The following is a 26345-nucleotide window of genomic DNA, read 5'->3' as shown; positions in this document are numbered from 1 at the left end:
GTTCGCTCCTCCTTACGTCAACCACTCTAACGGTACAGTCACGATCGCTGGGAACAGAATCAGCAGGACGAGAATCACGATCTCGACCAGCAAAAACGGCCAGACGCCTTTCATGATGTCTTCCATGCCGATCTTCCCGACCCCGCAGGCGACGTTGAGCACGGTGCCGACGGGAGGGGTCAGCAGGCCGATGCAGTTGTTCAGGATAAACAGGACGCCGAAGTAGATCGGATCGATCCCGGCCTGTTCGATCACAGGCATCAGCACCGGCGTCAGGATCAAAATGGTCGGGGTCAGATCCATGGCTGTGCCCACCAGCAGGACCAGCACGTTGATCACAACCAGCAGAAGCAGCGGATTGTCGACCAGCGGCCCCAGCATGTCGGTCAGCGCCGCCGGGATATTGGCCACCGTGATCAACCAGGCGGACACCATCGCCGCTGCGGCGAGAAACATCACGACGCTGGTCGTCTTGGCGGAGGCCACCAGGATCTCGTACAGTTGGGTCACCTTCAACTCCCGGTAGACGACCAACCCGACGAACAGGGCGTAAAATGCGGCAACGACCGCGGCTTCCGTCGGTGTAAACACGCCTCCGCGAAGCCCCCCGACGATGATCAGCGGCAGCAGGAGTGCCCAGATGGCTCCTTTGGTCGCGGCCAGCATTTCTTTCAGCGACCGGCGAGGGTATGTCTCAAACCGGCCTTTTCTGACCATCGCCCACCAGGCGATCATCAAGCCGACGCCGATGAGCAGACCCGGCACAATTCCCGCCATGAACAGTTTGGTAATGGAGAGGCCGCTGGTCACGCCGAAGATGATCATCGGAATGCTGGGAGGAATGATGGGTGCGATAATCCCCCCTGCCGCGATCAACCCGGTGGAGCGGTTGCGGTCGTACCCCGCCTTTACCATCATCGGGATCAGGATCGCCCCGAGTGCGGCCGTGTCGGCCACGGCGGAACCGGACAGCCCGGCGAACAGGATGCTTGCCAGGATCGCCACGTAGCCCAATCCGCCGCGGATGTGGCCGACAAGCGCCAGCGCAAACTGGATGATGCGTTTGGAAATGCCCCCGGCGTTCATCAATTCCCCTGCGAGGATGAAAAACGGAATCGCCATCAGCGGAAAGTTGTCCGCGCCGTTGATCAGGTTTTGCGCGACGATTTGGCTGTCAAAGATGTCGAGGTAAATCATCAGGGCGACGCCGCTGAAGAGCAGGGCAAACGCAATCGGCATCCCCAGCGCCATCACTCCCAACAGAGACCCGAGAAACACGCCCAGCGTCATTTACCAGCCACCTCCGGCACCGCCTGCTGCTGACTCGACACCAGCAGTTCCTCTTCCGATTCCCGCGCGCGGATAAATTCTTCGACGGAACGCTTGCCAAACAGCACCCGGTACAGATTGAACGCGATGATGATCGCCATGCAGATGCTCATGACAATCCCGATGCCGTACACACACGCGAGCGGCAATCCCGTCGCCGGGGCCATGCTGTCCATGTTGATCAGCGTCATCTTCCAACTGCCGTCCAGCACCAGCCACAGCACGTAGAGCACGATCCCGTTGGTCAGCACAAAAACCGCTTTTTTCATCCGGGGCGACAGTTTCTTCACAAACATGTCGATTCCCAAATGCTCATTGTCTTTCAGCGCACTGACCGCCCCCAAAAACGTCATCCAGACAAACAGGAAGCGCGACATTTCTTCGGACCAGGTAATTCCCGAATTGAACAAATACCGCAGCACGACGTTGCCGAAAACGAGAATGGCCATAAATGCCAGCGAAACCGCAGTGACGCCATTCAGCACCCGATTCAGCATGTGCAGGACTTTCTCCACAACATCTCCTCCTTTCTCGTCATCCTTCCCGATCTACTTGGCGGCTGCCTTGATCTTCTCCACCATGTCCTTTGCCCACGGATACTTCTGAAAGATCTCGTCATAGAGCGGCTGAGCCGCGGCTTCCATCGCCTGCCGGAACGAATCGTCAGGCGTCGTGAATCGGATACCGTTCTCCTGGAGAAATTTCTTGTCCGCTTCGTAGCTCTTTTCCATAAGCTCCCACTCGTAGTCGGCCGATTCTTTCGCGGCCTGCTCGATGATCTGCCGCTGCTCGGGAGTCAGTTCGTTCCACAGTTTCGCGTTGATGATATACAGGTTGGGGCTGAACATGTGGCGGGACTCCAGCACATCCGACTGAACTTCATACCAGCCCGACGCTCTCAGGGTGGCGATCGGGTTGTCCTGCCCGTCGACCACTTTTTGCTCCAGTGCCGTAAACACTTCGGAGATGGGCATCGGCGTCACATTGGCCCCCAGCAGTTGACCCAGCGTAATGTAGTTGGGGATGTTGGGCATGCGCAGACGCAGTCCTTTGAAATCATCGAGTTTGGTGATCGTTCGGTTGCTGGAGACCATCCGGAAACCGTTGGCGCTCCATGCCAGCGGATGCACGCCGTGTTTGCTTTCCAGTTCTTCCGTCATCTCTTTGCCGATCGGGCCGGTAAAGACGGCTTTGGCATGAGCAAAATCCTTGAACAGGAACGGCCACTCACCGACAGCCATCTTGGGAATGTCGGCCTGCATGATCAATCCCGGTATGCCCATTTCGATGGTGCCGTTGCGCACCCCGTCGTAAAATTCCTTCTCCGCCCCCAGCTTGCTGTTGTCGTAGATTTGCACCTTCAGCGTGCCGCCCGACTTCTCTTCCACCATCGGTTTGAACTTTTCCCGCAGGGCCACGTTCTGCGGATGGTCGGTCGCGAAGTAGTTGGCCACTTTCAACGTGTGCGTCTTGGCTCCGCTCCCTGCGCCCGGCGAACCGCTGCCGGCCGTCTGCTGCCCTCCGCATCCGGAGAGCAGCACCGCCGCCGACAGGATGAGACTGGACAGGATCAACAGATGTTTTTTCACTTGGCATCCCACCTTGCATCCCATGTTCGATATGACAAAACTGAGTTTTATCATTTGTGTACAACCCGGCCATTCCTCGCACGTATCCACGCCTTTATTCGGTGACGAGATTGGGCGGTCGTTTCCCGTGCACGGCGGCGACGAGATTCTGCGCCGCCAGCATCGCCATGGCCAACCTCGTCTCGCGTGTGGCCGATCCGATATGCGGCAGTGTCACGACATTGGGCATGCGAAGCAGCGGATTGTCGGGCGGTGTCGGTTCCTCTTCAAACACGTCGAGTCCTGCGCCCCAGATCCGTTTCTCCTGCAGCGCTTCGATCAAAGCGGCCTCGTCTACCGTCTTGCCGCGCGACGTGTTGATGAAGATCGCGGTCGGTTTCATCAGGGCGAACTGCTCGCGGCCCATCATGCGCGTCGTCTCCTCGGTCAGCGGGACCATCAGGAGGACGAAATCGGACTGCCGCAGGAGGTCTTCCAGGGAACGGTAGGTGATCCCCAGCGTTTGCTCCGCTTCCGGCTTTCGTCTGCGATTGTGGTACAGCACATTCATGCGAAAGCCGTACACGGCCCGTCTGGCGATCGCTTCGCCGATTCGGCCCAGGCCGATGATGCCAAGCGTTTTGCCGTGCACATCCAGTCCGAAGAGCCACTCGTCGTGTTTCCTCTCCCATCTGCCGGCCTTGACGTGCTGATCCAGCTCGGGGATTCGGCGGGCAGCGGACAGGATCAGCGCAAAGGCCAGATCGGCCACCGTCTCGTCCAGTACGTGCGGCGTGTTCGTCCCCATCACGTGACGCCGTTTCATCGCCTCTAGGTCAAAATTGTTGTAGCCGACGGAGATATTGCTGACGACTTTCAGCTTGGGCGCATGGTCCAACAGTTCGCTGTCGATCCGCCCGCCGACCGTCAACAGCCCTTCCGCATCTGCAATCTCCCGCAGCAGCTCCCCGCGGGGAATCGGTGCGTCCCCCTCCCATTTTCGGTATTCGCAGTGCTCCTCCAGATACGCTTCCACTTCCGCCGGGATCGGCGCGGCCACATACACGTACGGCTTCATGTCCATCCTCCTCACACGGTGTTCGCAAATTGTCGGTCAGGCCTGTTTTTCCTCAATTGGATTCTTCACGATCAACCAGTAACACAAGGCTGCGCATCCGGCGATCAATCCCCCCGATACAAAGGCGAGCACATACGAACCGGTCGTATCGACAATCATACCGGCGACGACCGGTGAGAACGCGCCGCCAAAATAACCGCCAAAGTTTTGAATGGATCCGACCGACGCCACCATCGATGGAGGTGCGATGTCTCCGGCAAGCGCCCACGCACTGCCGGTAATCGCCGAGATAAAGCAGAGCGCCAGCGTCATCAGCGTAAGCGTTATCACAATGCCGTGCACAAAGGGAATGATCACGACGACGACGGCGGCAGCCAGCGCGCAAATGCCAATCAGCATCCGTTTTGCGTGAATCGGCGCGGCGATTCCCTTGTCCGCCAGTTTCTTCGTCAGATACCCGCCGAAGATATTGCCGAAAATGCCGCCGATCCACGGAATGCTGGCGTATATCCCCAGTTCTTTCAGTGAGATATGGTGAACTTCGACCAGATAGAGTGGGAGGAAGATGAGAAAGATGTTCCAGATCCAGATGGTGCAGAAAAAGCCGAGAATCATGCCCCACACGCTTCTGTATGTAAACAAGGTGCGCCATTTGATGCTGGATTGCTGGATGCCCTGCTCGGTTCCGGCCCCGTCCGCCTGGATGTAGGCCCGTTCTTCAGGGGACAGTTTGCGGCTTTTCTCCGGATTTTTGTAAAAGATGAGGAAGAAGATCACAAACACGATGCCGATCAAGCCCGTGATGTAAAACAGCGCCCGCCAACCGAAGCTGATCAGCAGGAACACGAGGATCGGAGGAGCAATCGCCGGACCCCATTTGGACGAGGAGTCCCAAATCCCTGTAGCCAGGCCCCGTTCTTTTTTCGGGAACCAGTACGACGTGATCTTGGCCGCCGTCGGGAAACAGGGAGCTTCTCCTATGCCGAGCAGGAGGCGGGCGCCAATCAGGGAAGACATTTTGCTCACGGCACCCGTCATGAACGTCGCGAGACTCCACCAGATCACGGCGATGGAATACACTTTTTTGGCTCCAAACCGGTCAATCAGCCATCCCGAAGGAAGCTGCATCAGCGCGTACGACCAGGAAAACACCGTTCCCAGGAGCCCGATATCCGTTTTGCTCAGCCCCAGTTCCTTCATCATTTCCGGCGCGGCGATGGACAAGTTGGCCCTGTCCAGATAATTGATGATCCCGCCGATCAACAACCACATCACGACCGTCCAGCGAACATTGTGCCTGGCCTGCAGGGAATGTTCTTCTTTTGGCGACAAGAGCGGCGAACTCATGGGGCATCCTCCTCAGTAATGGGATTTTGTTTTATAATATAAAACTCTGTTTTACAATATTGGCACATTGCAGGCACAGCATCCTGTCCGCAGACAGCCGTGAGCGCACTAATTGAAAGCGCTGTCATTATAGAGGAAACGGGTAACCTTGCGCACGCGGCCGCACCGGTTCTGTTTTATCATGTAAAACTGTGTTTTTCTTTCAGTTTATTCGATATTTTCTGTTAATACATATACTATCGGCCTCCCGAGATGATGTCAATGAATTTTTTTCCTTTTCTTCAGCTCTTTCTGCCGCGGGCCTGGAGAATCCGGCTGGCTTCCCTGATATGGACAGCCGGATTCACTCCAAGCGGCATGCCGCATGACACTCAGCCGTGAAGCAGCGGCATCCTGATCCGAAAGACAGCACCCGTCCTCCCATTCCCTGCCTCGATGGTGCCGCCCGATCGTTCGACAATCGCTCTGGAAATGGCCAGCCCCAGACCGGTTTCCCCGTTTTTCCCCTTCACGAAGCGATGGAACAAGTTGGGGAGCAGGTCGTCCGGGATTCCTTCTCCGTCGTCGATGATGTCGATCAGCACGTGCCGGTTTTTTTCCTCGATGCTGATCTCGATGTGTTCCCGTGCATGCCGCACTGCGTTTCCCAGGATGTTCAGCACGGCTTGCAGAAATTTCTCGCTGTCGACGTTGATCCGGGGATTCGCTGCGCCGCACCTCACAGCAATGTCCACGCCGTTTTGCATCATCAGCGGATGCAGCCGCTCCACCGCTTGATGCACCAGTTCCAGAACGGAGACTTCGGACGGATGGAACAGATCTTCTTCACTTTCCAACTTGGCGAGAAGAATCATTTCCGTCACGATGTTTTTCAATCGCGTGGTCTCTTTCACGATCACATCCAGTCCCTGGCGTGCGGATTCCCCTGTAAAGACGCCATCCCGTATGCCCTCCGCGTACCCTTGAATCGACATGAGCGGTGTCTTCAATTCATGCGAGGCGTTTTGAAAGAACTGCTTTTGGCTGCTGTGAAACCGATCCAATTCCTGCGCCATAAAATACACGCTCTTGGTAACCTCGGCGATCTCCCCGCTGGCCGGAATCATTTCCACCTCGGAAAATCGGCGGCGCTGCACTTTCTTGATCTCCTCCGTCAGCCTGCTCAGGGGGGTGACCAGGCTCCGCGTGATGAAAAAGCTGAGGATGATGGCGCAAATCGCCCCGAGCAGCAGACTTGCCATGATATTGCCGGTCAGTTCCATCCGCATGTCCTTTAGGCCGCGAACCGGCGTTGCCAGCAGCAGCCTCTGGTTCTCGCCGTTTTTCAAGGGAAGCGTCACCACGATATAGTCATCGCTGCCAATCATCCAAATGTTTTTATCCTGTCTCTTCTTCGCCTTCCGTTCCAACTGATCGATCCATTGATCCAGACTGGCCGACGGAAGCGTGGTGTACAGCACTTTTTTTCGTCTCCCGAGGAGCAGGATCTCCACCTTTCGATTGGAGACAACCAACCTGCTCAGCTCCTGGATCTCTTCCGGCTTGATTGTTTCGCCGGATGCTTTCACCTTTTCGATCCACACCTGGCCTTTCAAGGCAAGCTCTCTTCTTTGCTGCTCAATCAGGTTTTCCAGGAGGAACGAATTGATCAGGTAAGCGGATACCCCGGTTACCACAATCAGCAAGAGGCCAAACGCCAGCGTGATCCGGTACAGCAGTTTCATTTTGCCTGCTCCTGTTGATCCCGCAGACGGTATCCAAATCCCCAAACCGTGTCCAGTGGAATCCCGTCCAATTTTTTGCGCACCCTTCTCACAAGGTCATCGACGACGCGATCACTGCCGAAATAGTCGTCTCCCCACACCAGCGCAAGCAATTCTTCCCGGGAAAACGCGCGATTGGGATGGTCGGCAAAGAGACGCAGCAGTTGAAACTCTTTTACCGTCACCTCCACTTCTTTTCCCTGCCAGTAGACACGCCGTTTTTCCGTATCAAGCAGAAGAGCAGGAACCTCTTCCCTGTCTGCGGCAGCCTCCTTGTCCTCATTCGGCGCTGTCGTCGAACGATTCCTCATGTATTCCCAGCGGCGCAGGGATCGGTTTACCCTGGCCACCAGCTCGCGCGGACTGAACGGCTTGGTCAGGTAGTCATCGCTGCCCAATTCCAGTCCGAGAATTTTGTCTACCTCTTCGTCCCGTGCGGAAATCATGATGATCGGGGTTTCGGTCTCCCTCCGGATGCGGCGGCAAAATTCATACCCGTTCATACCCGGCAGCATGATATCCAGCACCCAAAGATCGGGAGGACGGGTTTCCCACAGACGAAGCGCCTCTTCTGCCGTCTCCAGTCCGACTGTCTGGTATCCTTCTTTTTGCAGATACGCCTCGACGATCTGGCGAATGTTGGCATCATCATCCACAATGGCAATTTGGTAGGGTTTCATGCGACTTCCTCCGCCATCTGATAGATTCACCAGCTATTGTACATCAAAATCGGGAAGGAACCGACAAAACCGGACGTTTTCCCATACATCCCACACTTTTCCCATACTTTCTTTGGGGAAAAGGCAAAAACCGGTTCCGCGGTACCGGAACCGGTGTCACATGCATACAGACGGGTACACCTATTTCAGAATCTCATAGATTGCCTGTTTCTGAGACAAAATCTCTGTTTTCACGGCGTTCAACTGCTCGAGAAGATCGGCTGCATCTCCCAGGGCGTCTTTCCATTCCGTTTCCTGGCCGTTCTTGTAAGCCTCTTTTGCATTCTTCATCGTCTCTTTTATGTCGGTACGGAGTTCGACAACCTTTTGGTGATTCGCCTTCTTCTCTTCCCGGATCGGCTTCACTTGGGATTTCGTCTCCTTCAATGCGCTACGCAGCTCTTTGACCTGCTCCCACTGCGATTGGATCGGGGCCAGCTTCGCTTCAATCGCTTGATGGTTCGCCTCCAATTCCGCTTTGATCTCGCGAATCCGCTCCTCATCTTTTGCTTGCTTGGCCTCTTTCAGTGCGGCTGCGAGTTGTTTGTTTTCTTCCCGCAGCGGCTTGATTTCGTTCATTACGCGTTTCACGGTGTCCCATACCTCTTGGGGAACGCCGCTCCGCAGGGCTTCCCATGCCGCCCGGTTCTGCTCCCCTTGGGCCTTGAGCTGGGCGTTCAACTGCTTGCGCTGTTCCTGCAGCGTTTGAATCGCCTGGTATTCCGGGGTTTGCTTCCATTTTGGCTGCGCATCCGACTGCTCTTCCGCATGGATGATCCCCGCCCCATTGACCAGCAAACTGGTCGTGAGCAGCGATACGGAAAGGATTTTTTTCATCATCATCCACACTCCTTTGGTTTGATCTTGCCTTGCACGTCCGATTGTAGGGAAAGAATGCCGGGAAAGTTCGGAAAAACGATGGAAAAATCGTGAAAAGAGTATGGGCCGTTCATCGCTGGAGAACCCGCCACACAGGCAAAATCGACCATCAAATCCCCTTCCCTGTGGTATGATGGGGTCACACGCAGTCGTTTTGGGAAAGGAGTCCGCGATCCATGTATGTGGTAACCGCCGAAGAGATGCAAAAGATGGACCGGCATGTAATCGACGTGATCGGCATTCCGGCCGCCGTGCTGATGGAAAACGCGGGCAGCGCCATCGCCCGCGACGTCCAGGAATTCTCCCGCACCCACGGGATGGACAAAGGGAAACGACCACCCCGCTGGGCGATCCTCGTCGGAAAAGGGAACAACGGCGGCGACGGACTGGTGGCGGCGCGGCATCTGATGGAAAGCGGCGTAGACGTCACCCTCCTTTTCGCACAATCGCCGGAACAGTTGACAGGGGAGGCCGCGCGGCAGCAGGAAATCGCGCGGCGATTGGGGATACCCGCCATCGTGTACGGCACTTCCCCTGTGGATTGGCGCTCATTTGACGGAATCGTCGACGCGCTGTTGGGGACGGGCAGCAAAGGCGCTCCGCACGGCCCCTACGCGGATCTGATCCGGGAAGCAAACGCGAGCGGGCTGCCGATCATTTCCGCCGACATTCCCAGCGGTCTGGACGCGGATACCGGCATGCCCCACGATCCCTGCATTCAGGCCGCGCGCACGGTGGCCCTCGCTTTTCTCAAACGGGGGCTGGTTCAGACAGGCGGCCTGGACAAGGCGGGAGAGGTCGTCGTACGCCCCATCGGCATCTGGCCGTCACTCGCCGACACATTCGGCGTGCAAACCTTCCTGCTCGGCGAACAATTGTTTCGAGAACGGTTCCGGCTGGACCCGCGATTGCCGCGTCAAGCCGACACCCACAAGGGAACCTACGGACACGTGCTTGTCGTGGCAGGCAGCCGAGAGATGAGCGGGGCAGGGCTGCTCTGCAGCAAAGCGGCGCTCCGTGCAGGCAGCGGGCTGGTGACCTGGGTAATGCCCGACGCACTCCTCCCCGCGCTGATCGGACATGTGCCCGAAGTGATGCTGGCCGGGCTTACCGGGGAGTGGAATCTGCCTGAAGCCCGGGAAAAGCTGATCGCGCTGGTCCGCAGCCGCAGCGTCACCGTCATCGGCCCGGGGCTGGGACGCTTTCCCGGCGATGCGGACTGGCTGCGCATGCTGTGGGAGGAGACGAACGGTCCGCTGGTCCTGGACGCCGACGCCTTGAACATGCTGGCTGACGCCGACCATTTCCCGTCTTGGCCGAAGCGCGAAGCACCCACCATCCTGACCCCGCATCCCGGAGAGATGGCCCGACTCGCCAAAGTGGCGACAAGCGAGGTACAGCAGAACCGGATCGAGCTGGCCCGCTCCTACGCCCGCCACCATCGGCTGACGCTGGTGCTGAAAGGAGCCGGTACGGTGGTCGCTACACCAGACGGCCGCGCGTACATAAACCCGACGGGCAACCCCGGCATGGCGACCGGCGGCGCTGGCGACGTCCTGGCCGGAATGATCGGCGGCCTGCTCGCCCAAGGACTGCCCGCCGACCACGCAGCCTGCCTCGCCGTCTGGCTCCACGGTTCCGCCGGTGATCGCGCCGCGGCCAAGCGGCCGTCGGGGTATTCGCTGATTGCGGGGGACATCCTTGAGGAATTGTAGCGGCTGACATGCGGAGAAGGGGGAATCATGTCCCCTTTTTCCCCTTTTCGACAAAACCAAAAGCCGGGAGGATCATACAAAATTTACAAAACGATATATTGTTGAAATTATTAGAATTTTGGTATAATAATGCTCAGTTCGTACATGTTCATTGGGGGGATAGTTATGACCAATCCGTATATAGCTATTCACTCAATCAGCAGCATCCACGAAGCATTGCAGAAGCTGGAAGAGGTGTGGAACCGCTTTGTTTTCGAAAAGCGCGAACCGCCAGACATGAGGATGAATGTGTACCAATCGTGGAAGCGCTGTCAAACCAAAGGCGTCAACCCTCTCCAAAAGCAGGCCTCCATCGTAATGACTGACGATGAATTGGTTGACTGGGTCAACCAGTCCCACCTCTCCCAGGTTTCCCTGCCCATCCTGCAGGATTTGGCTCGACAGATCGAAGGCACCCACTACCTCATCACCCTGTGCGACAACAAAGGAAGAATCATTCACGTCCAAGGAGAACAGCGGATCTTGCAGAAAGCGGAACGCATGAATTTTGTGCCCGGTTCTGACTGGAGCGAAGAATCGGCCGGAACCAATGCGATCGGGACCTGCATCGCGGCGAAACAGCCGATCCAGATTTTTGCCTACGAGCATTTTTGCGAAGGGGCCCACCCCTGGATCTGTTCAGCCGCCCCGGTTCAAGATCCGCTGACTGGCCAGTTGTTGGGTGTGATCGACTTGACCGGCCCCTGCGATTTGGCCCAACCTCATTCCCTGGGAACTGCGGTGATGACGGCGAAAACGATTGAACAGCAGTTTCGGGAGGCTGCCCTGGAAACGCGCCATTATCTGAAGGCCTGTTTCCTGCAGGCGGAGGAAAAGCGGAAACACGCCCCGATGATCATGCTGGACGAAGCATTGCAAGTGGTTGCCGCAACGTCCAGTGCCCTGTCCCTGCTGCAGTTGGAAGACAGGCGGGCGTTTTGGGCACGATCCGACCTGTCTCCCCTGAAGTCCGCCTTGCTGACCCTCAACGACCCGCAAGCCGACGTCTATTTACCCGCACCGCAATTGACCATCTCCATCGAAAACGTGTACAAGGACCGCAAACGGGTCGGCTTCCTCCTTCATTTCCACAAATCGACGCACCATCGCCCATCCATTCCCGTGCCCGCCAATCATTGGGCGGACATCATCGGCGAATCAAGCGTATTGAACAACGTCGTTCTCAAGAGTCAAATCGTCGCGCCCACCAATGTCCCGGTTTTGATCACGGGAGAAAGCGGCACCGGCAAGGAACGGTTCGCCCGCGCGATCCACCTGGCCAGTCCGCGTCATCGCGCCCCTTTTCTCGCGATCAACTGCGGAGCCATTCCGAAAGAATTGATCGCCAGCGAATTGTTCGGATACGAGACCGGCACCTTTACAGGCGGCAATCCGAAAGGAAAAACGGGAAAATTTGAAGAAGCGAACGGCGGGACCATCTTTCTCGATGAAATCGGTGAAATGCCGCTGGATTTGCAGGTGTTCCTGCTGCGCGTGCTGCAGGAAAAGGAAATCGTCCGCCTCGGATCGTCCAAGCCCGTTTCCGTCGATGTGCGCATTATCGCCGCCACCAACCAGAATCTTGAGCAGCTTGTCAAGGACGGAAAATTCCGCTCCGACCTGTATTACCGGCTGAATGTGGTGCAGTTGGCGCTCCCTCCCCTGCGGGAGCGGGGCGACGATGTCCTTTTGTTGTGCAGCCACCTGATCCGAACATTTGCGCAAAAACACGGCAAGCGGGTGACCGCCGCAGATGATGAGGTGCTGGCGTTCCTTCGCAGCTACCATTGGCCGGGAAATATCCGGGAACTGGAAAACGCAATCGAGCACGCGGTTCTGTTTACCGCCGGGGAGCGCATTCACCTGTCCGATCTGCCCGGCTATTTGCTGCTGGCAAACAGGGCGAACCCGTCGACGTCTCCCTTGGAGCAGGAAGAAAAACGGCTGCTCGCCCAATTGTTCCGGGAGACGAACGGAAACTTGTCGGAAATCGCCCGACGCTGCAACATCGCCCGCACCACCCTGTACCGGAAATTAAAGAAATACAACATGCTGTAAGCCGTTTAATCGAGTAGGAGGGGGCGACTAACCCCCGTCCTCTCACACCACCGTACATACCGTCCGGTATACGGCGGTTCATCAAGCTTGACGAAGTGCGAAATATCGCTGCACCAAACTCATGAGCCCTTGTTGTTGCCAGTAGGTAATACCAAGGGCTTTGTGAATGTGCGGAGATTTGGTTGTTCGCCATGCACCCTTGCGGGTATTTGCAATCTCCAGTGCTTTGCTGTGGGGAAGACCGAGGGAACGAAGTTCGCGGTATCGCGTACGGATTCGTTTCCATTGCGTCCACAGGCAGAGACGGAGCCTTCGGCGAATCCATTCCTCAATCCGCAGGAGGTGGGTTTTCGCCTCAGCCAACGCAAAATATCCGATCCATCCCATGAGGTATTGGTTGAGTTTTTGAATTCGCTCCTGTATAGGGATGCTCCAATGCGGGTTGGTCAGTTGGCGAATTCGTTCTTTTAACCGGATGATCGATTTGGGATGCAGGCGTATCCGTGCCTCTTTTCCCGGAGCAAAGCTAAAGCCGAGGAACTTTCGATTGCACGGCCGATCTACCGCACTTTTCTGTTGGTTTATCTTGAGTTTGAGCACCCTGGTCAAGTATCGCTCCACGCTCGCCTTTACCCGTTCCCCCGCGCGTTTGGTGCGGACATAGATGTTGCAGTCGTCCGCATAGCGGCAGAAACGGTGTCCCCTCCTTTCCAGTTCCTTGTCCAAGTCGTCCAGCAGAATGTTGGCCAACAACGGACTCAGGGGGCCACCTTGCGGTGTACCCTCTTCCGTTGAGACGCACACTCCGTTGACCATAACTCCGGATTGCAGGTAAGCGCGGATTAGTTTAAGGAGACGCTTGTCCTTCACCTTGCGGGCTACCCGGCTCATCAGGATGTCATGGTTGACCCGGTCGAAGAACTTCTCCAGGTCGATGTCGACCACATACCGGAATCCTTCCTTGATGTACTGTTGCGCTCTCTGCACAGCATTGTGAGCGCGGCGACCCGGGCGGAATCCGAGGCTTGAATCGGAGAATTCTGGGTCAAAGATGGGAGTCAATACCTGCAGGATGGCCTGCTGGATGAAGCGATCTACCACGGTAGGGATGCCTAGCAACCGTATTCCCCCGTCAGGTTTCGGGATTTCGACCCTGCGAACAGGAGTCGGTTTGTAGGTTTCCGTCTCGATTTGCGACCGGATGGTCGCCCAGTGCAGGCGAAGGTAGTCGCGCAGTTGTTCAGTTGAAACACCGTCGACTCCCGCAGCGCCTTTGTTGGCTTCCACTCGTTTGAGGGCGGCCGTGAGGTTGTCCCGAGACAGAACCTTCTCCAGCAGATCCATAACGATACTCCTTCCTCCGCGCACATGTCGCCAAGCTTGCCGTACGATGCTCAGCCCTTCTCTGTACCCTCGGGGCTTCACCCCTACTCTCCAGAGGAAGTTCCAGTTCTGAATTCTGCTTCGACACACCGTATCGAAAGAGGTTGGGACATATGCTGACTTGATGTTCGGCCCTTCCCCCTCAGGCGTCCCCGATTGGGGTACTATGGCCTCTGCTGACTTCTGCATGTTCAACGCCCCCTCACGGAGGCGGTTGCCAACGATAGTAGGCGTACCATGCAGACCTCCCCGGGTAAGAGCGGTAGCCTTCGTCCCATGTACCTGCCCAATTTACTGTTGTACCCTTTGGCTGTATGGGGCTTCACCTTGTGCGGCAGGCTCGCCCAAGTACAACAGCCTCAAATCGGGTTCGTGTACCTCAGGTCGGGACTTTGCCGCCGGCTTCCTTCAGATTCCGCCTCGCGGCGGACACCCTTGCCTTAGGCTAACGGTTGGTACAGCCAACCCCCGTTCGGGACTTTCACCCTATAGCTACCGCCCATGCCGGGCGCACCGCAAAAAGCGACGATCTTTGCGAAGATCGTCGCCTTTTGTCTGTTGTGCTATCCCACGTTCGGCTGGGGCACGGGACGTCCGAGCCATTCTTCATAAAACGCGTCGATGTCGGGCTCGAAATCCTTGATGACCGGATACCAGGGCGTCACGTTTTCCACTTCCAACTGCACGCCGCATGACGGGCAGTAGTATTCCCGGATCACCTGCCACTGCGGGTCGGGCGCCAGCAGTTTGGGATACAGTTCCTCCAGCTTCTCTTCCGTATCCCGGACGTATATCAGCGCATGCAGTTTCCAGTTGTCCCGGTAGTCGCAGAATTCGTGGCCGCAATCGCACTTCACGATGCGGTCGCCGCTTTCTTTTTGCACGATGTACAAGTGCAGGCCGGCCGGGAGGAGAATCCGGTCTTCCCACGGCACCCGTTCCTGCAGGATGCCGAGATAGGTGTCAAACCGCTCGGGATCTTTAAAATGGGAGAGCATCTCCTTCAGTTTGAAAAAATCAATCGTGCCGTCGATCAGTTCTTCAATCGTACGCTTGTCGTATTTGGGCATGGCTCAACCTCCTTGGCTCCCCTGTCGCTATTGGATTTGATTGCGGGCCCCGAATACCGGGATGCCCAATTCGCTTTCCTTGATGATCCACTCTTCCGGCAGATCCCAGAACTCCTTGAACTGTTTGGTGAATTTCTCGCTGAGGGCAAAGCTGCCGGCGTACATGTGACGAACCTGAATGGCCGCCTGCTTGTTGAGGATGTTCTCCCTCTCCTGCTTCATCCATTCGCGCGTGGGTTTGCCGCGCTTGATCCGCTCTTTTCTGATTTCGGCCCGGCGCTGTTCGGTCTTCACCTCATCGACCACCCAGCGGCCTTTCTGGTCCTGGGCGATGACGGCGCCGTACACTTTCTCTGCATAGGCCGGCAGCAGATGACCTTCGTTCAGGTCGGTTTCGATCGCTTTCGGATTGCGCTCGAGCGGATCGCCAAAACCGGGGCCTCCCCGCAGGTAATTCAGATACAAGTCGTAATTGTCAAAAATCTCTTCGGTCGTGATCGCCTGCTTGTCACGTTTGATTTCTTTGGCGGTGATCAGTTTTTCGTACTGCGGATTGCCGGGGTCCGGATCTCCTCCCAACGGCAGCGGCCGTTTCTTTTCGATCAGTTCCTTGATGTTGGTCCCGTGCGCTTCGAACCGGTACCCGGAAGCGGCCGGATAGCCGCCCATCAGGCCGCAATCGCTGGACATGTAGCCATTGCCCATGAAGAACATGGTCCAGTCCTTGGCTCCCCAGACCATCCGCAGGGTTTCGTACCCGTTTCCTCCCCGGTATTTTCCGTATCCGCCCGTGTTCGGCTTGATCGACCGTCCGAGGTACAAGAGCGGTTCGGCCAGCTCCCAGATTTCCATGTCCCCCATGTCGCCTTCGGGATTCCATACGGCGGCGGCGTGATCGATACCGTCCTTGACCGCACTCGCCCCGACGCCTTCTGCTGCCGATTCGAAGCTGTTGACCGCGTGGTTTTCATGAAACTGGTTGTACCCGCCGCCCTGCAGCCAGTTGCTGGTATTCGCGTTCCCCGCGTTCACTTCTTCCAGATAGCCGCGGGCAAAATAGGTCCGGCTCAGCGAACGCCACAGCGGGCTCCAGGCGGAAACGAGGAAATGCCAGGCGTAGCTGTGGGCGGTGCGGATGTCGTCGGGATTCAGCCAGGAGCCGTAGGGCAGGCCAAACCGGCTTGCGTAATAGGCGCCGTCGTTGACCCGGTCGTTCGGGATCAAGGTTTGGGAGAGCATCACCCAGATCCCGCTGGTAATCGAGACCGGCGTCGCGTTGTAGCTGTGCCAGCCCCAGCGGTTGACCCCTTCAAAGTCGATTTCCAGTTTCCCGTCCTTGTGAATCGTCATCTCGGACGGGGCGTGCATGATGGTGTTTACCCGCGCATACGGCGGCACGTCCAGATTTTGATAGGGGACGTCAACGAACGAAACGCCGCGGTATGTGCCCGGAATGGTCATCGACTTCACCTGGTTGATGAACCCGCGCCGGCCGTCCTCGATCACTTCCCGGATAAACTGTTTGTACGTGTCAATGCCTTCCTCTTCGATGATCTGCAGCACCAGGTCGCGGATCATGTGGCAGCCGGCGACGCGGGTCCGTTCATCCAGCAGCCAGTATTTGGTCGTGCGGACGGAGCGCTGGCTCTCAATCAGCCAGTCTTTCAGCAGCGTGTCGTTTTTGCCGATTTTTCGGCAGGCCACCTGATAGCCGTCATCGTATCGCGTCACGGGCCCGACCGTCATGCTGCCGGGAGCGGTGGCCCCGACATCGATCACGTGGGTGACGCCGCCCACCCAGCCGACCAGTTCATGTCCCCAGAAAATCGGCACGATGGTATGCACGTCGCACGGGTGTACGTTGCCGATCTGGCAGTCGTTGTTGCAGAAGATGTCGCCCGGTTCGATGCCCGGATTTTCCTCGTAGTCGTTTTTGATCATGTACTTGATCGCAGCGCCCATCGTTCCCACGTGGATGATGATGCCCGTCGAGGTCACGATGGAATCCGCTTCCGGCGTGTACAGGGTAAAACACAGTTCCCCTTCCTGTTCGACGATGGGGGAAGCGGCCACCCGCTTGGCCGTCTCGCGGGCATGAACCACACCTCCACGCAGTTTCGCGAATATTTTTTCGTACCGAATCGGCTCCGATTCCTTGAACGGCAGTTCCTTCAACCCGGCATAGTGACCGGTTTCGCGGCTCAGCCGGTCAATCTCTTCCCTCATTTGTTTGAGCGTTTTTCCATGAAAGCCGATCGGACGGCGGGCATTGTTTTGAACCAACCATTCACTCTGCACATTTGCCACTTCCAATCCCTCCTCCCATTTTTCTCAAGCCAATGGCGCCATCGATTGCGCTCATTTGGGTTCCTTCAGGTGAAAGATGCGGTGGCGATCCAGACGCGTCTCATACCCCGGCGGTATGACAAACGTCGTCGCGGACGATTCCAGGATGGCAAACCCCTTGATCCGATTGCCCGCTTTTAGTTTTTCCATTTCCCAGATGTCGGCCGTCGTCCACTTCCCTTTCCAATACACAGGGCGGGTGCCCAGGTACGCGTCCTGCGGAGGCTGTTCGCCGCCGAGCGGCTCTTCCGGAATTTTCGGCTTCGGCACTTCGACGATCCCGCGAACAATCGCTCCGGTCACCGAGTAGCCCAGTTCGGGGGAACGGGCGGCTTTCGCATACACGCGGCCGTACGTCTCCTCAAAGGTGTGAACCAGCACATTCCAGTCTTCCACCGTGCGCAGTGCCTGGATCGGCGATTCGATTTCCAGGTCGTTCAACTGCCCCTGATACTGCATGCGGAAGTAGAAGCGGAATTCGACCTGATTGCGCGGGAATCCGTTTTTCTCAAATTCGTCGGCCACTTTGTCCATCAGTTCCACCCATGCCTGCTGCAGTTCGCCGATCGCGTCCGTTTTCTCCTGTTCGGCCGCGGCCGCGTTTACATTGATGTCCAGCGTTTTGTCGTAGCGGTACTCGAAATCGGCCGCCCCGCATCCGAAGGCGGAAAATCCGGCAGCCCACGCCGGGACCAGGATGTCCTCAAAGCCGAGCCCTTTGGTGTAGCCGGCCGTGTGCAGCGGTCCGCCCCCGCCGTACGAGAAGCACACGTATTGGGAAGGAGAGTACCCCTTGCCGAGAATCATCGATTCCAGGTAATTGCGGAGCTGCGACTCCAGGAGATCGATCACTCCGTAGGCGGCGTCCTCCACCGTCAGGCCGAGCGGATCGGCGATTTGTTCCTTGACCGCCTGGTACGCTCGCTCCGGATACAGTTTCACCTCTCCTCCCAGGAAATTGTCGGGATTGATCAATCCGAGCACGACGTGGCAGTCGGATACGGTAACGGTTTCAATGCCGCCCGCCGGATTGCACACGCCTACCCGGTATCCGGCGCTGTCCGGCCCCAGCGTAATCGACTTGAAGTTCGGGTCGATCCGGACGAAACTGCCGGCACCGGCCCCCACCGTATCCATCGCGACCAACGGCAGAGACAGGACCAGGCGTGCCATGTCCGGACTCGTATTGATGCTCAGATCCCCCTGCGTGATCAGCGCCATGTCAAAACTGGTCCCGCCGATGTCCGAACACGCGATGTTGCGGATGCCCAGGTGCTCGCCCAAATACTTGGCCCCCACAACGCCGCCGATCGGTCCCGACACCAGCGTGCGAGCCAGTTCATTCGCCCGGTAGCTGATCGTTCCGCCATGGCTGGCCATCACCCGCAGGTCGAATTTGGCCCCTCTCTCCTTGACCCGCTTGTCGATCTTCAGCAGCGTTTCACGGGACGGATCGGCCGCATACGCCTCGATGATGGTGGTATTGGTTCGGTGCGACTCCTTGCGCAGCGGGTAGTAGTCGACCGACGCGAAAATCGGCACCTCTTGGCCCCGTTTGTTCATGATGGCCTTCGCCATGTCGCGGACCTTGCGCTCATGCGCAGGGTACTTGTAGGAATGGAGGAAGCTGATGACGATGGCTTCCACCTGCTGATCCAACAGCTCGACCACCGCTTGCTCCACTTCGTGTTCATACAGCGGAATCACCACATTGCCAAACAGGTCGACCCGTTCGGTGACCCCCCGTGTCAGCTCCCGCGGTACCAGGGGCGGGTCGTAGCGGTGTGTGTTCAGATGCAGGCGGTCCGAATACGAGTACCCGAGATAAGCCTGAATGGCTCTCCCCATCCGGTGGAAGTCTTCCATCCCTTTGTTGACGATCAGCCCGACGCGCCGTCCTTTCCGGGAAACCAGGCGGTTGAGCATCGCCGTCCCGGAATACACGCCCGCCACCAACTGGGGGAACGCCTCTTCCACCGTGGTGTTCCAGTAGGAGAGGGCATCACGCGCCGAGTTCAAGAGGCCGATCGACTCGTCGTCAGGGGTGGACTGCGCCTTGCCGACCACAAATTCCCCTTTGTCGTTGATGATGAAGGTGTCGGTCATGGTGCCTCCGGCGTCGATCGCGAGAATTTGCGCATTAATGCTTCCCATGTGGTAAATCATCTCCCTTCCATCCATGAGTCGTTGATTCGTTCACACAAGAGGCCCGCTCTTGCTGCATCTACCAGCAAGCACAAACGATGCCAACCCTGGTCCGCAGCCATGCATGGAATTTCCGCGTTCTGCGGCAGGGATTTTCCGCGCGGAGACAACCGGCCTCCTCTTCCGCAGATGGAGCTGCCTGTAGCGATTCGCTACACGTGTTCGCTACACGGGTGAACAGCTCGTCCACTGTTTTCACACCGGCTGCGGTCTGCCCGCGGCGCGCAAAAAAAAAAAAAAACAGCCGGCACTCCACTCAGAGCGCCGGCTGCCTGTGTTCTGTTCCCTCACGCTGCCCGCAGATCCTACTTCCTCCCCTGCACGTAAGTCGCGCTGAAAACAAACAGCCGCATGAGCAAAAACAAGGACGGAATCAGCAGCAGAATGCCGCCAACAAAGGCCGCAATCAGCGCCACGCCCATCGCATCGCTGGTCACCCCCGATTCTACGGTCAGATAGGGATACAGCAGATACGGCAGATGGGAACGGCCATACCCGAAGAATGCAAAGGCAAACTGCAGCATGACAAAGAGAAAGGCGGTTCCGTACCATTTCCGCTGGATGATCAACGCCAGCGCAAGGAGAAAGCAGGCGAGAGAAGCCATAAACATCCAACTCATGGAAAGCATCCGCTCAAAATGCTCGGGATTATGGGTACGGATCGTAAAGAAGGCGAGGAAACTCACAAAGATCGTCGGCAGGCTGTTGTACAGGGCAAACCGGCGCAGCACCTCCCGCGCCTCCGTATCGTTCGCCCGATCCGCATAGTAGGTTAAAAAGGACGCGCTGATGAACAGAACGCTGACAATGGCCAACAGGACGACCACCCAGGCGTACGGGCTGCGGACAAGCTGATGCAGGAGAAGTTCCACGCGCTGTCCGTCGACCGAAATAAAACCACCCTCGGAGATCGTCAACAGCGTGGCCAACGAAGCCGGGATGAACAGCCCCGTCACTCCATAGACAAACAGGTACACCGTGTTTTTTCGCGCTCCGTAATTGGCAAACGCATAGAACGACCCCCGAATCGCGATCAGCAGCAGCGCCACGCTTCCGGGAACGAGCAGCGCGACGCCATACATGTAGGCGACGTCCGGAAAAAAGCCGATGACCGCATACACGAAAAAAATCAAAAAGACATTCGTTACCTCCCACACCGGGGACAAATACCGGTCAATAATCGCGTTGATGATGTGGTCGCGTTTCGTCAGCTTTCCGTAAAAGGAGAAAAACCCGGCACCAAAATCAATGGAAGCGACGATCAGATACCCGTACAGAAAGATCCACGCGATGGCAATGCCAATCTTGTGCAGTTCCATGGCGCCCCCTACAAGATGATTTTTCTGGCTTCCAGCTCCACTTCCGGTGGTGTTTTGCGGAACAATCGAACGAGCACGCTCGTCACCAGCACAGCCAGGAATACATACAGCAAGACAAACAACACAAGCATTTCAGGCAGGTAAGCCGCCGGAGTGACTGCTTCGCCCGTTCGCAAAACCCCCCGCAAAATCCACGGCTGCCGGCCGACTTCGGCAAAAATCCAGCCGCACTCCGTGGCCAGCACGGCAAACGGGCCGCCAGCCATGATGGCGGCGAGGACGGGGCGATTGTATCTCGAAAACCGCGTCAGTTTGCCTCTCTTCTGCAAAAAGGACAAGCCGACAAACAGGAACGACACGACAAACAAATACGCCCCCAACCCCACCATCAGGTCGAAGAAGTAGTGCACGTACAGCGGCGGCCAAAGCTCGCGGGGAAACTGATCCAGCCCGATTACCTTCGCATCGGGGGTTCCTTTCGCCAGGATGCTTAACAGCAGGGGGATGCCCAACGCATACTCCGTTTCCAAGGTGTCTTCGTGTAAAATGCCGCCGACAATCAGCTTCGCCCGGGCTCCTGTATGAAAATGCCACTCCCCTGCGGCCAGTTTTTCCGGTTGGGATTCGGCCAAAAATTTTCCGGACCAGTCTCCCATCACCGTATTGAGAACGGAAAACACCAAGGCAAGGAGCATCGTAAACCCGAGCGCCTTTTGATAGTACTCATGCTGTTTCTTTCGATAGAGGTGATACGCGGCGATCGCGGCCAACACGAACGAGACCGTCAAAAACGCCGACGACAGCACATGAGCCACCTTCGACGGCGCAGCCGGATTAAACATGGCCTGCCACGGATCGATCGCGGTGATCACGCCGTTTTCCAGCCGAAAGCCTTGGGGCGTATTCATGAACGCATTGACAGAGGTAATGAAACAAGCGGAACCAACCGCCCCCATAATGATGGGAACAGACAAAACCCAATGAAGCCACGGGTTTTGGAAGCGATCCCACGTGTACAGGTACATCCCCAGAAAAATCGCTTCAAAGAAAAAGGCGAATGTCTCCAAAAACAGCGGCAACCCGATCACCTTGCCGGCGAGCTGCATAAAACCCGGCCACAGAAAGACAAGCTGCAGCGCGATGCAGGTCCCCGTCACGACTCCCACGGCAACCGTGATCACATACCCCCGTGCCCATCGTCGGGCCAGGAGAAGGTAATGGACGTCTTTTTTCCACAACCCGACGAATTCCGCCAACGAGATGCACAGGGGAATTCCCACCCCCATCGTCGCGAAAATGATGTGAAAGCCCAATGTAAGCGAGGTCAGCAGTCTGGCTGCGATCACCTGGTCAAATGCAAACACGGTTCTTCTCCTTTCGTTTACCCACGCATCCACTTCATGAGCAAAGCAATCAGCAAGAGAAAGGAAATCCCGAAACAGAAATAAGCCAGCCGAATTTCTTGCTTGCGAAAGGACTGCATGTCTGATTCCCTCCCATCCGCTGCCTTATTTTTCCCAATCCCGCTCCCCATATGCAGGAATTTCCATCTCCGCCTCTTGCCGGTTCAGCCTGCATGCGGGCCATCACATAGGAAAATGGCAGCGAGTGTACCTCGCCGCCTTTTTTGTGCGTGCTGTTCCCTACCGGGCAGTCATGCGGCCATCTTCCGCGACCCGGTTTGCGATACCGGCGTACCGTTGGTTGTCTGCTGCCGATGCCATGTTCGCCTGCTGTATGACGAGTTACCCCATGCTTTCCGTGTGTACGCTGAAATCATAGTCATAACAGACATGATAGAGCTGGACCAATTCGTCATGGGTCGGAATTCGGGGATGATTGCCCGGGCTGCCGCTGGCCAAAGCATCCGCCGCCATTTTCGATACCACCTGATTCCACCTGGTTTTGTCGATGCCCCATGTCTTCACGTTCGGAATCTGCAAATCCCGGCATAACCTTTTGATCTCCAGAATCAGCTTGTCAACCGTTTCCGCTTCCGATCGCCCCGTCCCATCCGACGCAATGATCCGTCCGATGATCGCCAACCGTTCCAGAGCGCTTTCTTTGGTAAACTCCAGTACGGCCGGAAGCAGCATGGCATTGGAAACGCCGTGCGGAACGTGAAACATGGCGCCGATCGGGCGGGACATGCCGTGGACGAGCGTCACGGATGCATTGGAAAACGCCGCACCGGCCAGCATGGACGCCAGGGCCATCTGTTCCCTCGCCTCCAGGTTGTCTCCCTGCTCATACGCCAAGCGGAGATTCTTCATGATGAGTTCGATCGCCTGCAAGGCCCATGCGTCCGTGACCGGCTGGGCGCAGCGGGAAATAAACGCCTCCATGGCATGGCATAACGCGTCCACCCCGGTGGCGGCTGTAACCGACGGCGGGCACGACAGGGTCAGGATGGGATCTACAATTGCGACAGCCGGAAGCAGTTCCGGCCGCGCCAGCATCATCTTGACGTCCTGTTCCGTGTCGATGATAACCGTCACCTTGGTCACCTCAGAGCCTGTACCTGCCGTAGTGGGTACGGCAATGAGCGGGAGCGGTTTGTTCGCAAAGGGCTTGTGGCTGCCCACATAGTCCCGGATGTGGCCCCCGTTCGTCATGAGCAAGGCTGCCGCCTTGGCGGTATCCAAACAACTGCCGCCGCCTACGGCCACCAGGGTATCGCACCCCCGTTCCCTGCACATGGTTAGCGCTTCGTCCACATGGCGGTCCGTCGGCTCGGAATCAACCCCGACGTATTTGGCGCAAGGAATGCCCTGTTCGGACAGATACTGTTCACAAGCCGCTACATTGCCCATCCTGTCCATGATCGGATCGCTGACGATCAACACGTTTTTTCCCAAAGAGGCAGCCATCCTGCCTACTTCCGCGAAGGAGCCGCGTCCGTACAAGATGCGGCCGGGCATTCGCACTTCATGAATCGCCATCGTATTCCCCCTTCATGATTCTATCGGACAAGGCCGCGCACATGACCTGCTCGTGCCGAAGCCGCGCTTTCCCATCCCTGCTCCATCTGGCGGATACACCGGCATGTCCGACTTTCCCTTTTCCGACGACGTTTGATCCTATGCCGTATCCCTTGTTTGTAGAACCGGGAAAACAAAAAACCGTCCCCTGCGAGAGCAGGGGACAGTCCACAAACGACCGGTTCTATTCAATCCGTCACGTGCGTTTTACCAGCGCCCATACCAACACGCACTCTTCGTCTCCGTCATTATGCACCGCATGTGCTTCGCCCGCCGGAATCAGCGTTGCATCACCAGCCTGCAGCCGGTATTCCCTTTCACCGATTGTGGTCACCATGGATCCTTTTACCAGGATCGAATACTCGTCCTCATCGTGCGGGGCGAGACCCGTGACGGGAATCCGGCCCCCGGGGGGAATGGTGACCATGCCAAAACGGGTCTTCCCCCCTTCGAGTGCGTGGAAGGGAAACAGGGTCTTCAGGATAACGCCCGGTACGGGTTCGGCCTGTACCTCGTTGGCGCGCGCAATCATCATGGGAAGTCCTCCTTCACCCGTATTGTCTATGCGTACAAATGGCAGGCAGCCAGTTGACCCGGAGCCGCTTCCTTGAGTGGCGGCGCCTCGGTTTTGCAGATGTCCATGCAGCGCGGACAGCGTGTATGAAACGCGCATCCTGCCGGCGGATTGGCCGGACTGGGAACGTCGCCGCGCAGAATGATCCGCTCCTTTTTGGCACCCTGCACGTCCGGAACGGCTGACATCAGCGCTTCCGTGTACGGATGCAGCGGGGTCGCAAAAAGTTTTTCCGTCTCCGCCAGTTCCACGATCCGGCCTAGGTACATGACCGCGACCCGATCGGAGATGTGACGAACAACCGACAGGTCGTGGGAGATAAACAGATACGTGAGCCTGTACTGATCCTGCAGATCCTGCAGCAGGTTGATCACCTGGGCCTGGATCGAGATATCCAGCGCGGATACGGGTTCGTCAGCGATGATCAGTTTCGGATGAAGCACCAACGCGCGGGCGATCCCGATCCGCTGCCGCTGCCCGCCGCTGAACTCATGGGGGTACCGCTTGGCATAACTCGGATTCAGCCCGACATGGGTCAGAAGCTCTTGGACCCGGTCTCTCTGCTCGCCTTTGCTCCCGATGCCATAAACAAGCATCGGCTCCAGCAGTGTACGCTCCACTGTCCAACGCGGATTCAACGATGCATACGGGTCCTGAAAAATCATCTGCATGTCCCGACGCACCGTTCGCAGTTCCCCCGCCGACAGCGCAGTCAGCTCCCGACCTTCAAACCGGATGGAACCTGCCGTCTCTTTTAACAGCCGGATGACGAGGCGGGCGGTGGTGGATTTTCCGCAGCCGCTCTCCCCGACGATGCCCAGCGTCTCCCCCCGTTTCACCGAAAAACTGACGCCATCCACTGCTTTTACCGCTCCCACCTGCCTGGAGAAAATCCCTTTCTTGATGGGATAGTGCTTCGTAAGTCCGCTTACTTCCAGCAGAACCTCTTCCGCTGATGCTGATTGCGCGGTGTCCCTCATGCTGTTCCCCCTCCCTCTTTCAAGAGCCAGCAGGCAGCCTGCGATGCCGGACCGGCTGAAAACAGGGGCGGCAGTTCCTGCCTGCACTGTTCGGTTGCCCACGAACAGCGGTCGGCAAAGCGGCATCCCCGCCCCCATTGGGTAGGCGGCGGTACCTGACCCGGGATGTACGAAAGCCGCCGGCTGGCCTTCGCGTTTTTCGGCAGTGACGCGAGAAGCCCTTTTGTGTAGGGATGCTGCGGATTGTCCAGGATCTGACGCACCGGCCCTTTTTCCACGATCATGCCGGCGTACATGACGATGACCTGGTCGCATACTTCGGACACGACGCCAAGATCATGGGTGATCAGCATCATCGCCATCTTGTTTTTGCGCTGCAGGTCTTTCATCAGCTCCAAAATCTGCGCCTGAATCGTCACGTCAAGTGCCGTCGTCGGTTCATCGGCGATCAAGAGCTCCGGAGCGCAGGCCATCGCCATAGCGATCATCACCCGCTGACGCATGCCCCCGGACAATTGATGGGGATAGTCATGGACAATTTCTTCCGCGCGGGGAATGCCAACCATCCGCAGCAATTCCACGGTGCGTGCCATGCGCTCCCGTTTCTTCAGCCTCGTGTGGATTTTGAGCACTTCGCCGATCTGATTGCCGATGGTGTAGACCGGGTTGAGCGAAGTCATCGGCTCCTGGAAAATCATCGCGATTCGATTGCCCCGGATCTCGCGCAGCTCCTTTTTGCCAAGGGTGAGCAAATCGGTTCCCTTGAACAGGATGTGCCCGCCGCTCACCTTTCCCGGCGGCTTGATCAGCCCCATGATGGACAGGGAGGTCACGCTTTTTCCACAGCCGGACTCGCCGACCACGCCAAGTGTCTCGCCTTGGTTGATCGCAAAGGAAACGCCGCTAATGGCATGAAACGATTGTCCTTGGGAGTAGAAGGTGGTGGTCAAATCCCTTACTTCCAGAACAGGTTGGCGCTCCATACTCCCTCC

20 protein-coding genes are annotated in these 26345 nt (G+C 57.2%); 2 read left to right on the top strand and 18 right to left on the bottom strand.

All coding sequences use genetic code 11. From position 1 onward, the window contains the following. Positions 1–12 precede the first annotated feature (12 nt). The 8 genes from A6764_RS10445 to A6764_RS10410 all read right to left on the bottom strand — a co-directional run bounded on the left by A6764_RS10445 (position 13) and on the right by A6764_RS10410 (position 8644). Positions 13–1290: a TRAP transporter large permease gene (locus A6764_RS10445; protein ID WP_065066570.1), complete on the bottom strand. Its 1278-nt coding sequence runs from the start codon at positions 1288–1290 to the stop codon at positions 13–15. Further along, entirely contained in the window at positions 1287–1844 is a 558-nt protein-coding gene (locus A6764_RS10440; RefSeq protein ID WP_255309613.1) for a TRAP transporter small permease, read from the bottom strand. The genes A6764_RS10445 and A6764_RS10440 overlap by 4 nt, the downstream gene beginning before the upstream one ends. A 33-nt stretch (positions 1845–1877) precedes the next feature. Further along, positions 1878–2918 (bottom strand): TRAP transporter substrate-binding protein, encoded by a 1041-nt coding sequence (locus tag A6764_RS10435; RefSeq protein ID WP_255309614.1) that lies wholly within the window; start codon positions 2916–2918, stop codon positions 1878–1880. A gap of 94 nt (positions 2919–3012) precedes the next feature. After that, positions 3013–3975 carry a 2-hydroxyacid dehydrogenase gene (locus tag A6764_RS10430; protein WP_065066571.1) on the bottom strand — a complete coding sequence of 321 codons (963 nt, stop codon included), beginning with the start codon at positions 3973–3975 and terminating at the stop codon, positions 3013–3015. Positions 3976–4011: 36 nt separating this feature from the next. Further along, on the bottom strand, positions 4012–5322 hold the full coding sequence (locus A6764_RS10425; protein WP_029098866.1) for an MFS transporter: 1311 nt from the start codon (positions 5320–5322) through the stop codon (positions 4012–4014). Positions 5323–5693: 371 nt separating this feature from the next. Further along, complete coding sequence (locus A6764_RS10420; protein WP_065066572.1) at positions 5694–7046, bottom strand: sensor histidine kinase; 1353 nt, start codon at positions 7044–7046, stop codon at positions 5694–5696. Beyond that, positions 7043–7765, bottom strand: coding sequence for a response regulator transcription factor (locus A6764_RS10415; RefSeq protein WP_065066573.1), 723 nt, complete (start codon positions 7763–7765; stop codon positions 7043–7045). Before A6764_RS10415 ends, A6764_RS10420 begins: the two co-directional genes overlap by 4 nt. 180 nt (positions 7766–7945) lie before the next feature. Beyond that, a complete protein-coding gene (locus tag A6764_RS10410; RefSeq protein ID WP_083989738.1) occupies positions 7946–8644 on the bottom strand; it encodes a hypothetical protein in 699 nt (232 codons plus the stop codon). A gap of 215 nt (positions 8645–8859) precedes the next feature. Here A6764_RS10410 and A6764_RS10405 point away from each other — a divergent pair, with 215 nt between their 5' ends. Beyond that, positions 8860–10398, top strand: a complete 1539-nt coding sequence (locus tag A6764_RS10405; protein ID WP_264622497.1) for an NAD(P)H-hydrate dehydratase — start codon at positions 8860–8862, stop codon at positions 10396–10398. A gap of 165 nt (positions 10399–10563) precedes the next feature. Continuing rightward, positions 10564–12495: a sigma-54-dependent Fis family transcriptional regulator gene (locus A6764_RS10400; RefSeq protein ID WP_065066584.1), complete on the top strand. Its 1932-nt coding sequence runs from the start codon at positions 10564–10566 to the stop codon at positions 12493–12495. Between the two features lie 81 nt (positions 12496–12576). Here A6764_RS10400 and ltrA read toward each other — a convergent pair whose 3' ends face one another. The 10 genes from ltrA to A6764_RS10350 form a co-directional block, all read right to left on the bottom strand. After that, positions 12577–13839 (bottom strand): group II intron reverse transcriptase/maturase, encoded by a 1263-nt coding sequence (gene ltrA, locus A6764_RS10395; RefSeq protein WP_065068426.1) that lies wholly within the window; start codon positions 13837–13839, stop codon positions 12577–12579. A gap of 602 nt (positions 13840–14441) precedes the next feature. Beyond that, positions 14442–14948 (bottom strand): acetone carboxylase subunit gamma, encoded by a 507-nt coding sequence (locus tag A6764_RS10390; protein WP_044898190.1) that lies wholly within the window; start codon positions 14946–14948, stop codon positions 14442–14444. Between the two features lie 27 nt (positions 14949–14975). Then, on the bottom strand, positions 14976–17246 hold the full coding sequence (locus A6764_RS10385) for a hydantoinase B/oxoprolinase family protein (RefSeq protein WP_413541988.1): 2271 nt from the start codon (positions 17244–17246) through the stop codon (positions 14976–14978). Positions 17247–17306: 60 nt separating this feature from the next. After that, positions 17307–19448: a hydantoinase/oxoprolinase family protein gene (locus A6764_RS10380; RefSeq protein ID WP_044898215.1), complete on the bottom strand. Its 2142-nt coding sequence runs from the start codon at positions 19446–19448 to the stop codon at positions 17307–17309. A gap of 356 nt (positions 19449–19804) precedes the next feature. Next, complete coding sequence (locus A6764_RS10375) at positions 19805–20818, bottom strand: cytochrome d ubiquinol oxidase subunit II (protein WP_029098857.1); 1014 nt, start codon at positions 20816–20818, stop codon at positions 19805–19807. An 8-nt stretch (positions 20819–20826) separates the two neighbouring features. Continuing rightward, positions 20827–22182: a cytochrome ubiquinol oxidase subunit I gene (locus tag A6764_RS10370; RefSeq protein ID WP_065066585.1), complete on the bottom strand. Its 1356-nt coding sequence runs from the start codon at positions 22180–22182 to the stop codon at positions 20827–20829. Between the two features lie 381 nt (positions 22183–22563). Continuing rightward, on the bottom strand, positions 22564–23760 hold the full coding sequence (locus tag A6764_RS10365; protein ID WP_065066586.1) for an iron-containing alcohol dehydrogenase: 1197 nt from the start codon (positions 23758–23760) through the stop codon (positions 22564–22566). A gap of 235 nt (positions 23761–23995) precedes the next feature. Next, positions 23996–24334: a cupin domain-containing protein gene (locus tag A6764_RS10360; RefSeq protein ID WP_065066587.1), complete on the bottom strand. Its 339-nt coding sequence runs from the start codon at positions 24332–24334 to the stop codon at positions 23996–23998. Positions 24335–24360: 26 nt separating this feature from the next. After that, complete coding sequence (locus A6764_RS10355) at positions 24361–25353, bottom strand: ABC transporter ATP-binding protein (RefSeq protein WP_065066588.1); 993 nt, start codon at positions 25351–25353, stop codon at positions 24361–24363. Continuing rightward, positions 25350–26336 carry an ABC transporter ATP-binding protein gene (locus A6764_RS10350; protein WP_044898185.1) on the bottom strand — a complete coding sequence of 329 codons (987 nt, stop codon included), beginning with the start codon at positions 26334–26336 and terminating at the stop codon, positions 25350–25352. Before A6764_RS10350 ends, A6764_RS10355 begins: the two co-directional genes overlap by 4 nt. Between the last annotated feature and the right edge of the window lie 9 nt (positions 26337–26345).

It is taken from the genome of Brevibacillus sp. WF146 (assembly GCF_001673705.2).
In the GTDB taxonomy this organism is placed as follows: Bacteria; Bacillota; Bacilli; order Brevibacillales; family Brevibacillaceae; genus Brevibacillus; species Brevibacillus thermoruber.
The sequence above is the reverse complement of the archived record's forward strand: the minus strand, read 5'-3'. Positions and strand labels throughout refer to the sequence as shown.

Excerpts from the sequence above, each read along its gene's own strand:
- A6764_RS10445 (WP_065066570.1), bottom strand. The coding sequence starts at position 1,290 with ATGACGCTGGGCGTGTTTCTCGGGTCTCTGTTGGGAGTGATGGCGCTG.
- A6764_RS10430 (WP_065066571.1), bottom strand. The coding sequence starts at position 3,975 with ATGAAGCCGTACGTGTATGTGGCCGCGCCGATCCCGGCGGAAGTGGAA.
- A6764_RS10425 (WP_029098866.1), bottom strand. The coding sequence starts at position 5,322 with ATGAGTTCGCCGCTCTTGTCGCCAAAAGAAGAACATTCCCTGCAGGCC.
- A6764_RS10420 (WP_065066572.1), bottom strand. The coding sequence starts at position 7,046 with ATGAAACTGCTGTACCGGATCACGCTGGCGTTTGGCCTCTTGCTGATT.
- A6764_RS10415 (WP_065066573.1), bottom strand. The coding sequence starts at position 7,765 with ATGAAACCCTACCAAATTGCCATTGTGGATGATGATGCCAACATTCGC.
- A6764_RS10410 (WP_083989738.1), bottom strand. The coding sequence starts at position 8,644 with ATGATGAAAAAAATCCTTTCCGTATCGCTGCTCACGACCAGTTTGCTG.
- A6764_RS10405 (WP_264622497.1), top strand. The coding sequence starts at position 8,860 with ATGTATGTGGTAACCGCCGAAGAGATGCAAAAGATGGACCGGCATGTA.
- A6764_RS10400 (WP_065066584.1), top strand. The coding sequence starts at position 10,564 with ATGACCAATCCGTATATAGCTATTCACTCAATCAGCAGCATCCACGAA.
- ltrA (WP_065068426.1), bottom strand. The coding sequence starts at position 13,839 with ATGGATCTGCTGGAGAAGGTTCTGTCTCGGGACAACCTCACGGCCGCC.
- A6764_RS10390 (WP_044898190.1), bottom strand. The coding sequence starts at position 14,948 with ATGCCCAAATACGACAAGCGTACGATTGAAGAACTGATCGACGGCACG.
- A6764_RS10380 (WP_044898215.1), bottom strand. The coding sequence starts at position 19,448 with ATGGGAAGCATTAATGCGCAAATTCTCGCGATCGACGCCGGAGGCACC.
- A6764_RS10375 (WP_029098857.1), bottom strand. The coding sequence starts at position 20,818 with ATGGAACTGCACAAGATTGGCATTGCCATCGCGTGGATCTTTCTGTAC.
- A6764_RS10365 (WP_065066586.1), bottom strand. The coding sequence starts at position 23,760 with ATGGCGATTCATGAAGTGCGAATGCCCGGCCGCATCTTGTACGGACGC.
- A6764_RS10360 (WP_065066587.1), bottom strand. The coding sequence starts at position 24,334 with ATGATGATTGCGCGCGCCAACGAGGTACAGGCCGAACCCGTACCGGGC.
- A6764_RS10355 (WP_065066588.1), bottom strand. The coding sequence starts at position 25,353 with ATGAGGGACACCGCGCAATCAGCATCAGCGGAAGAGGTTCTGCTGGAA.
- A6764_RS10350 (WP_044898185.1), bottom strand. The coding sequence starts at position 26,336 with ATGGAGCGCCAACCTGTTCTGGAAGTAAGGGATTTGACCACCACCTTC.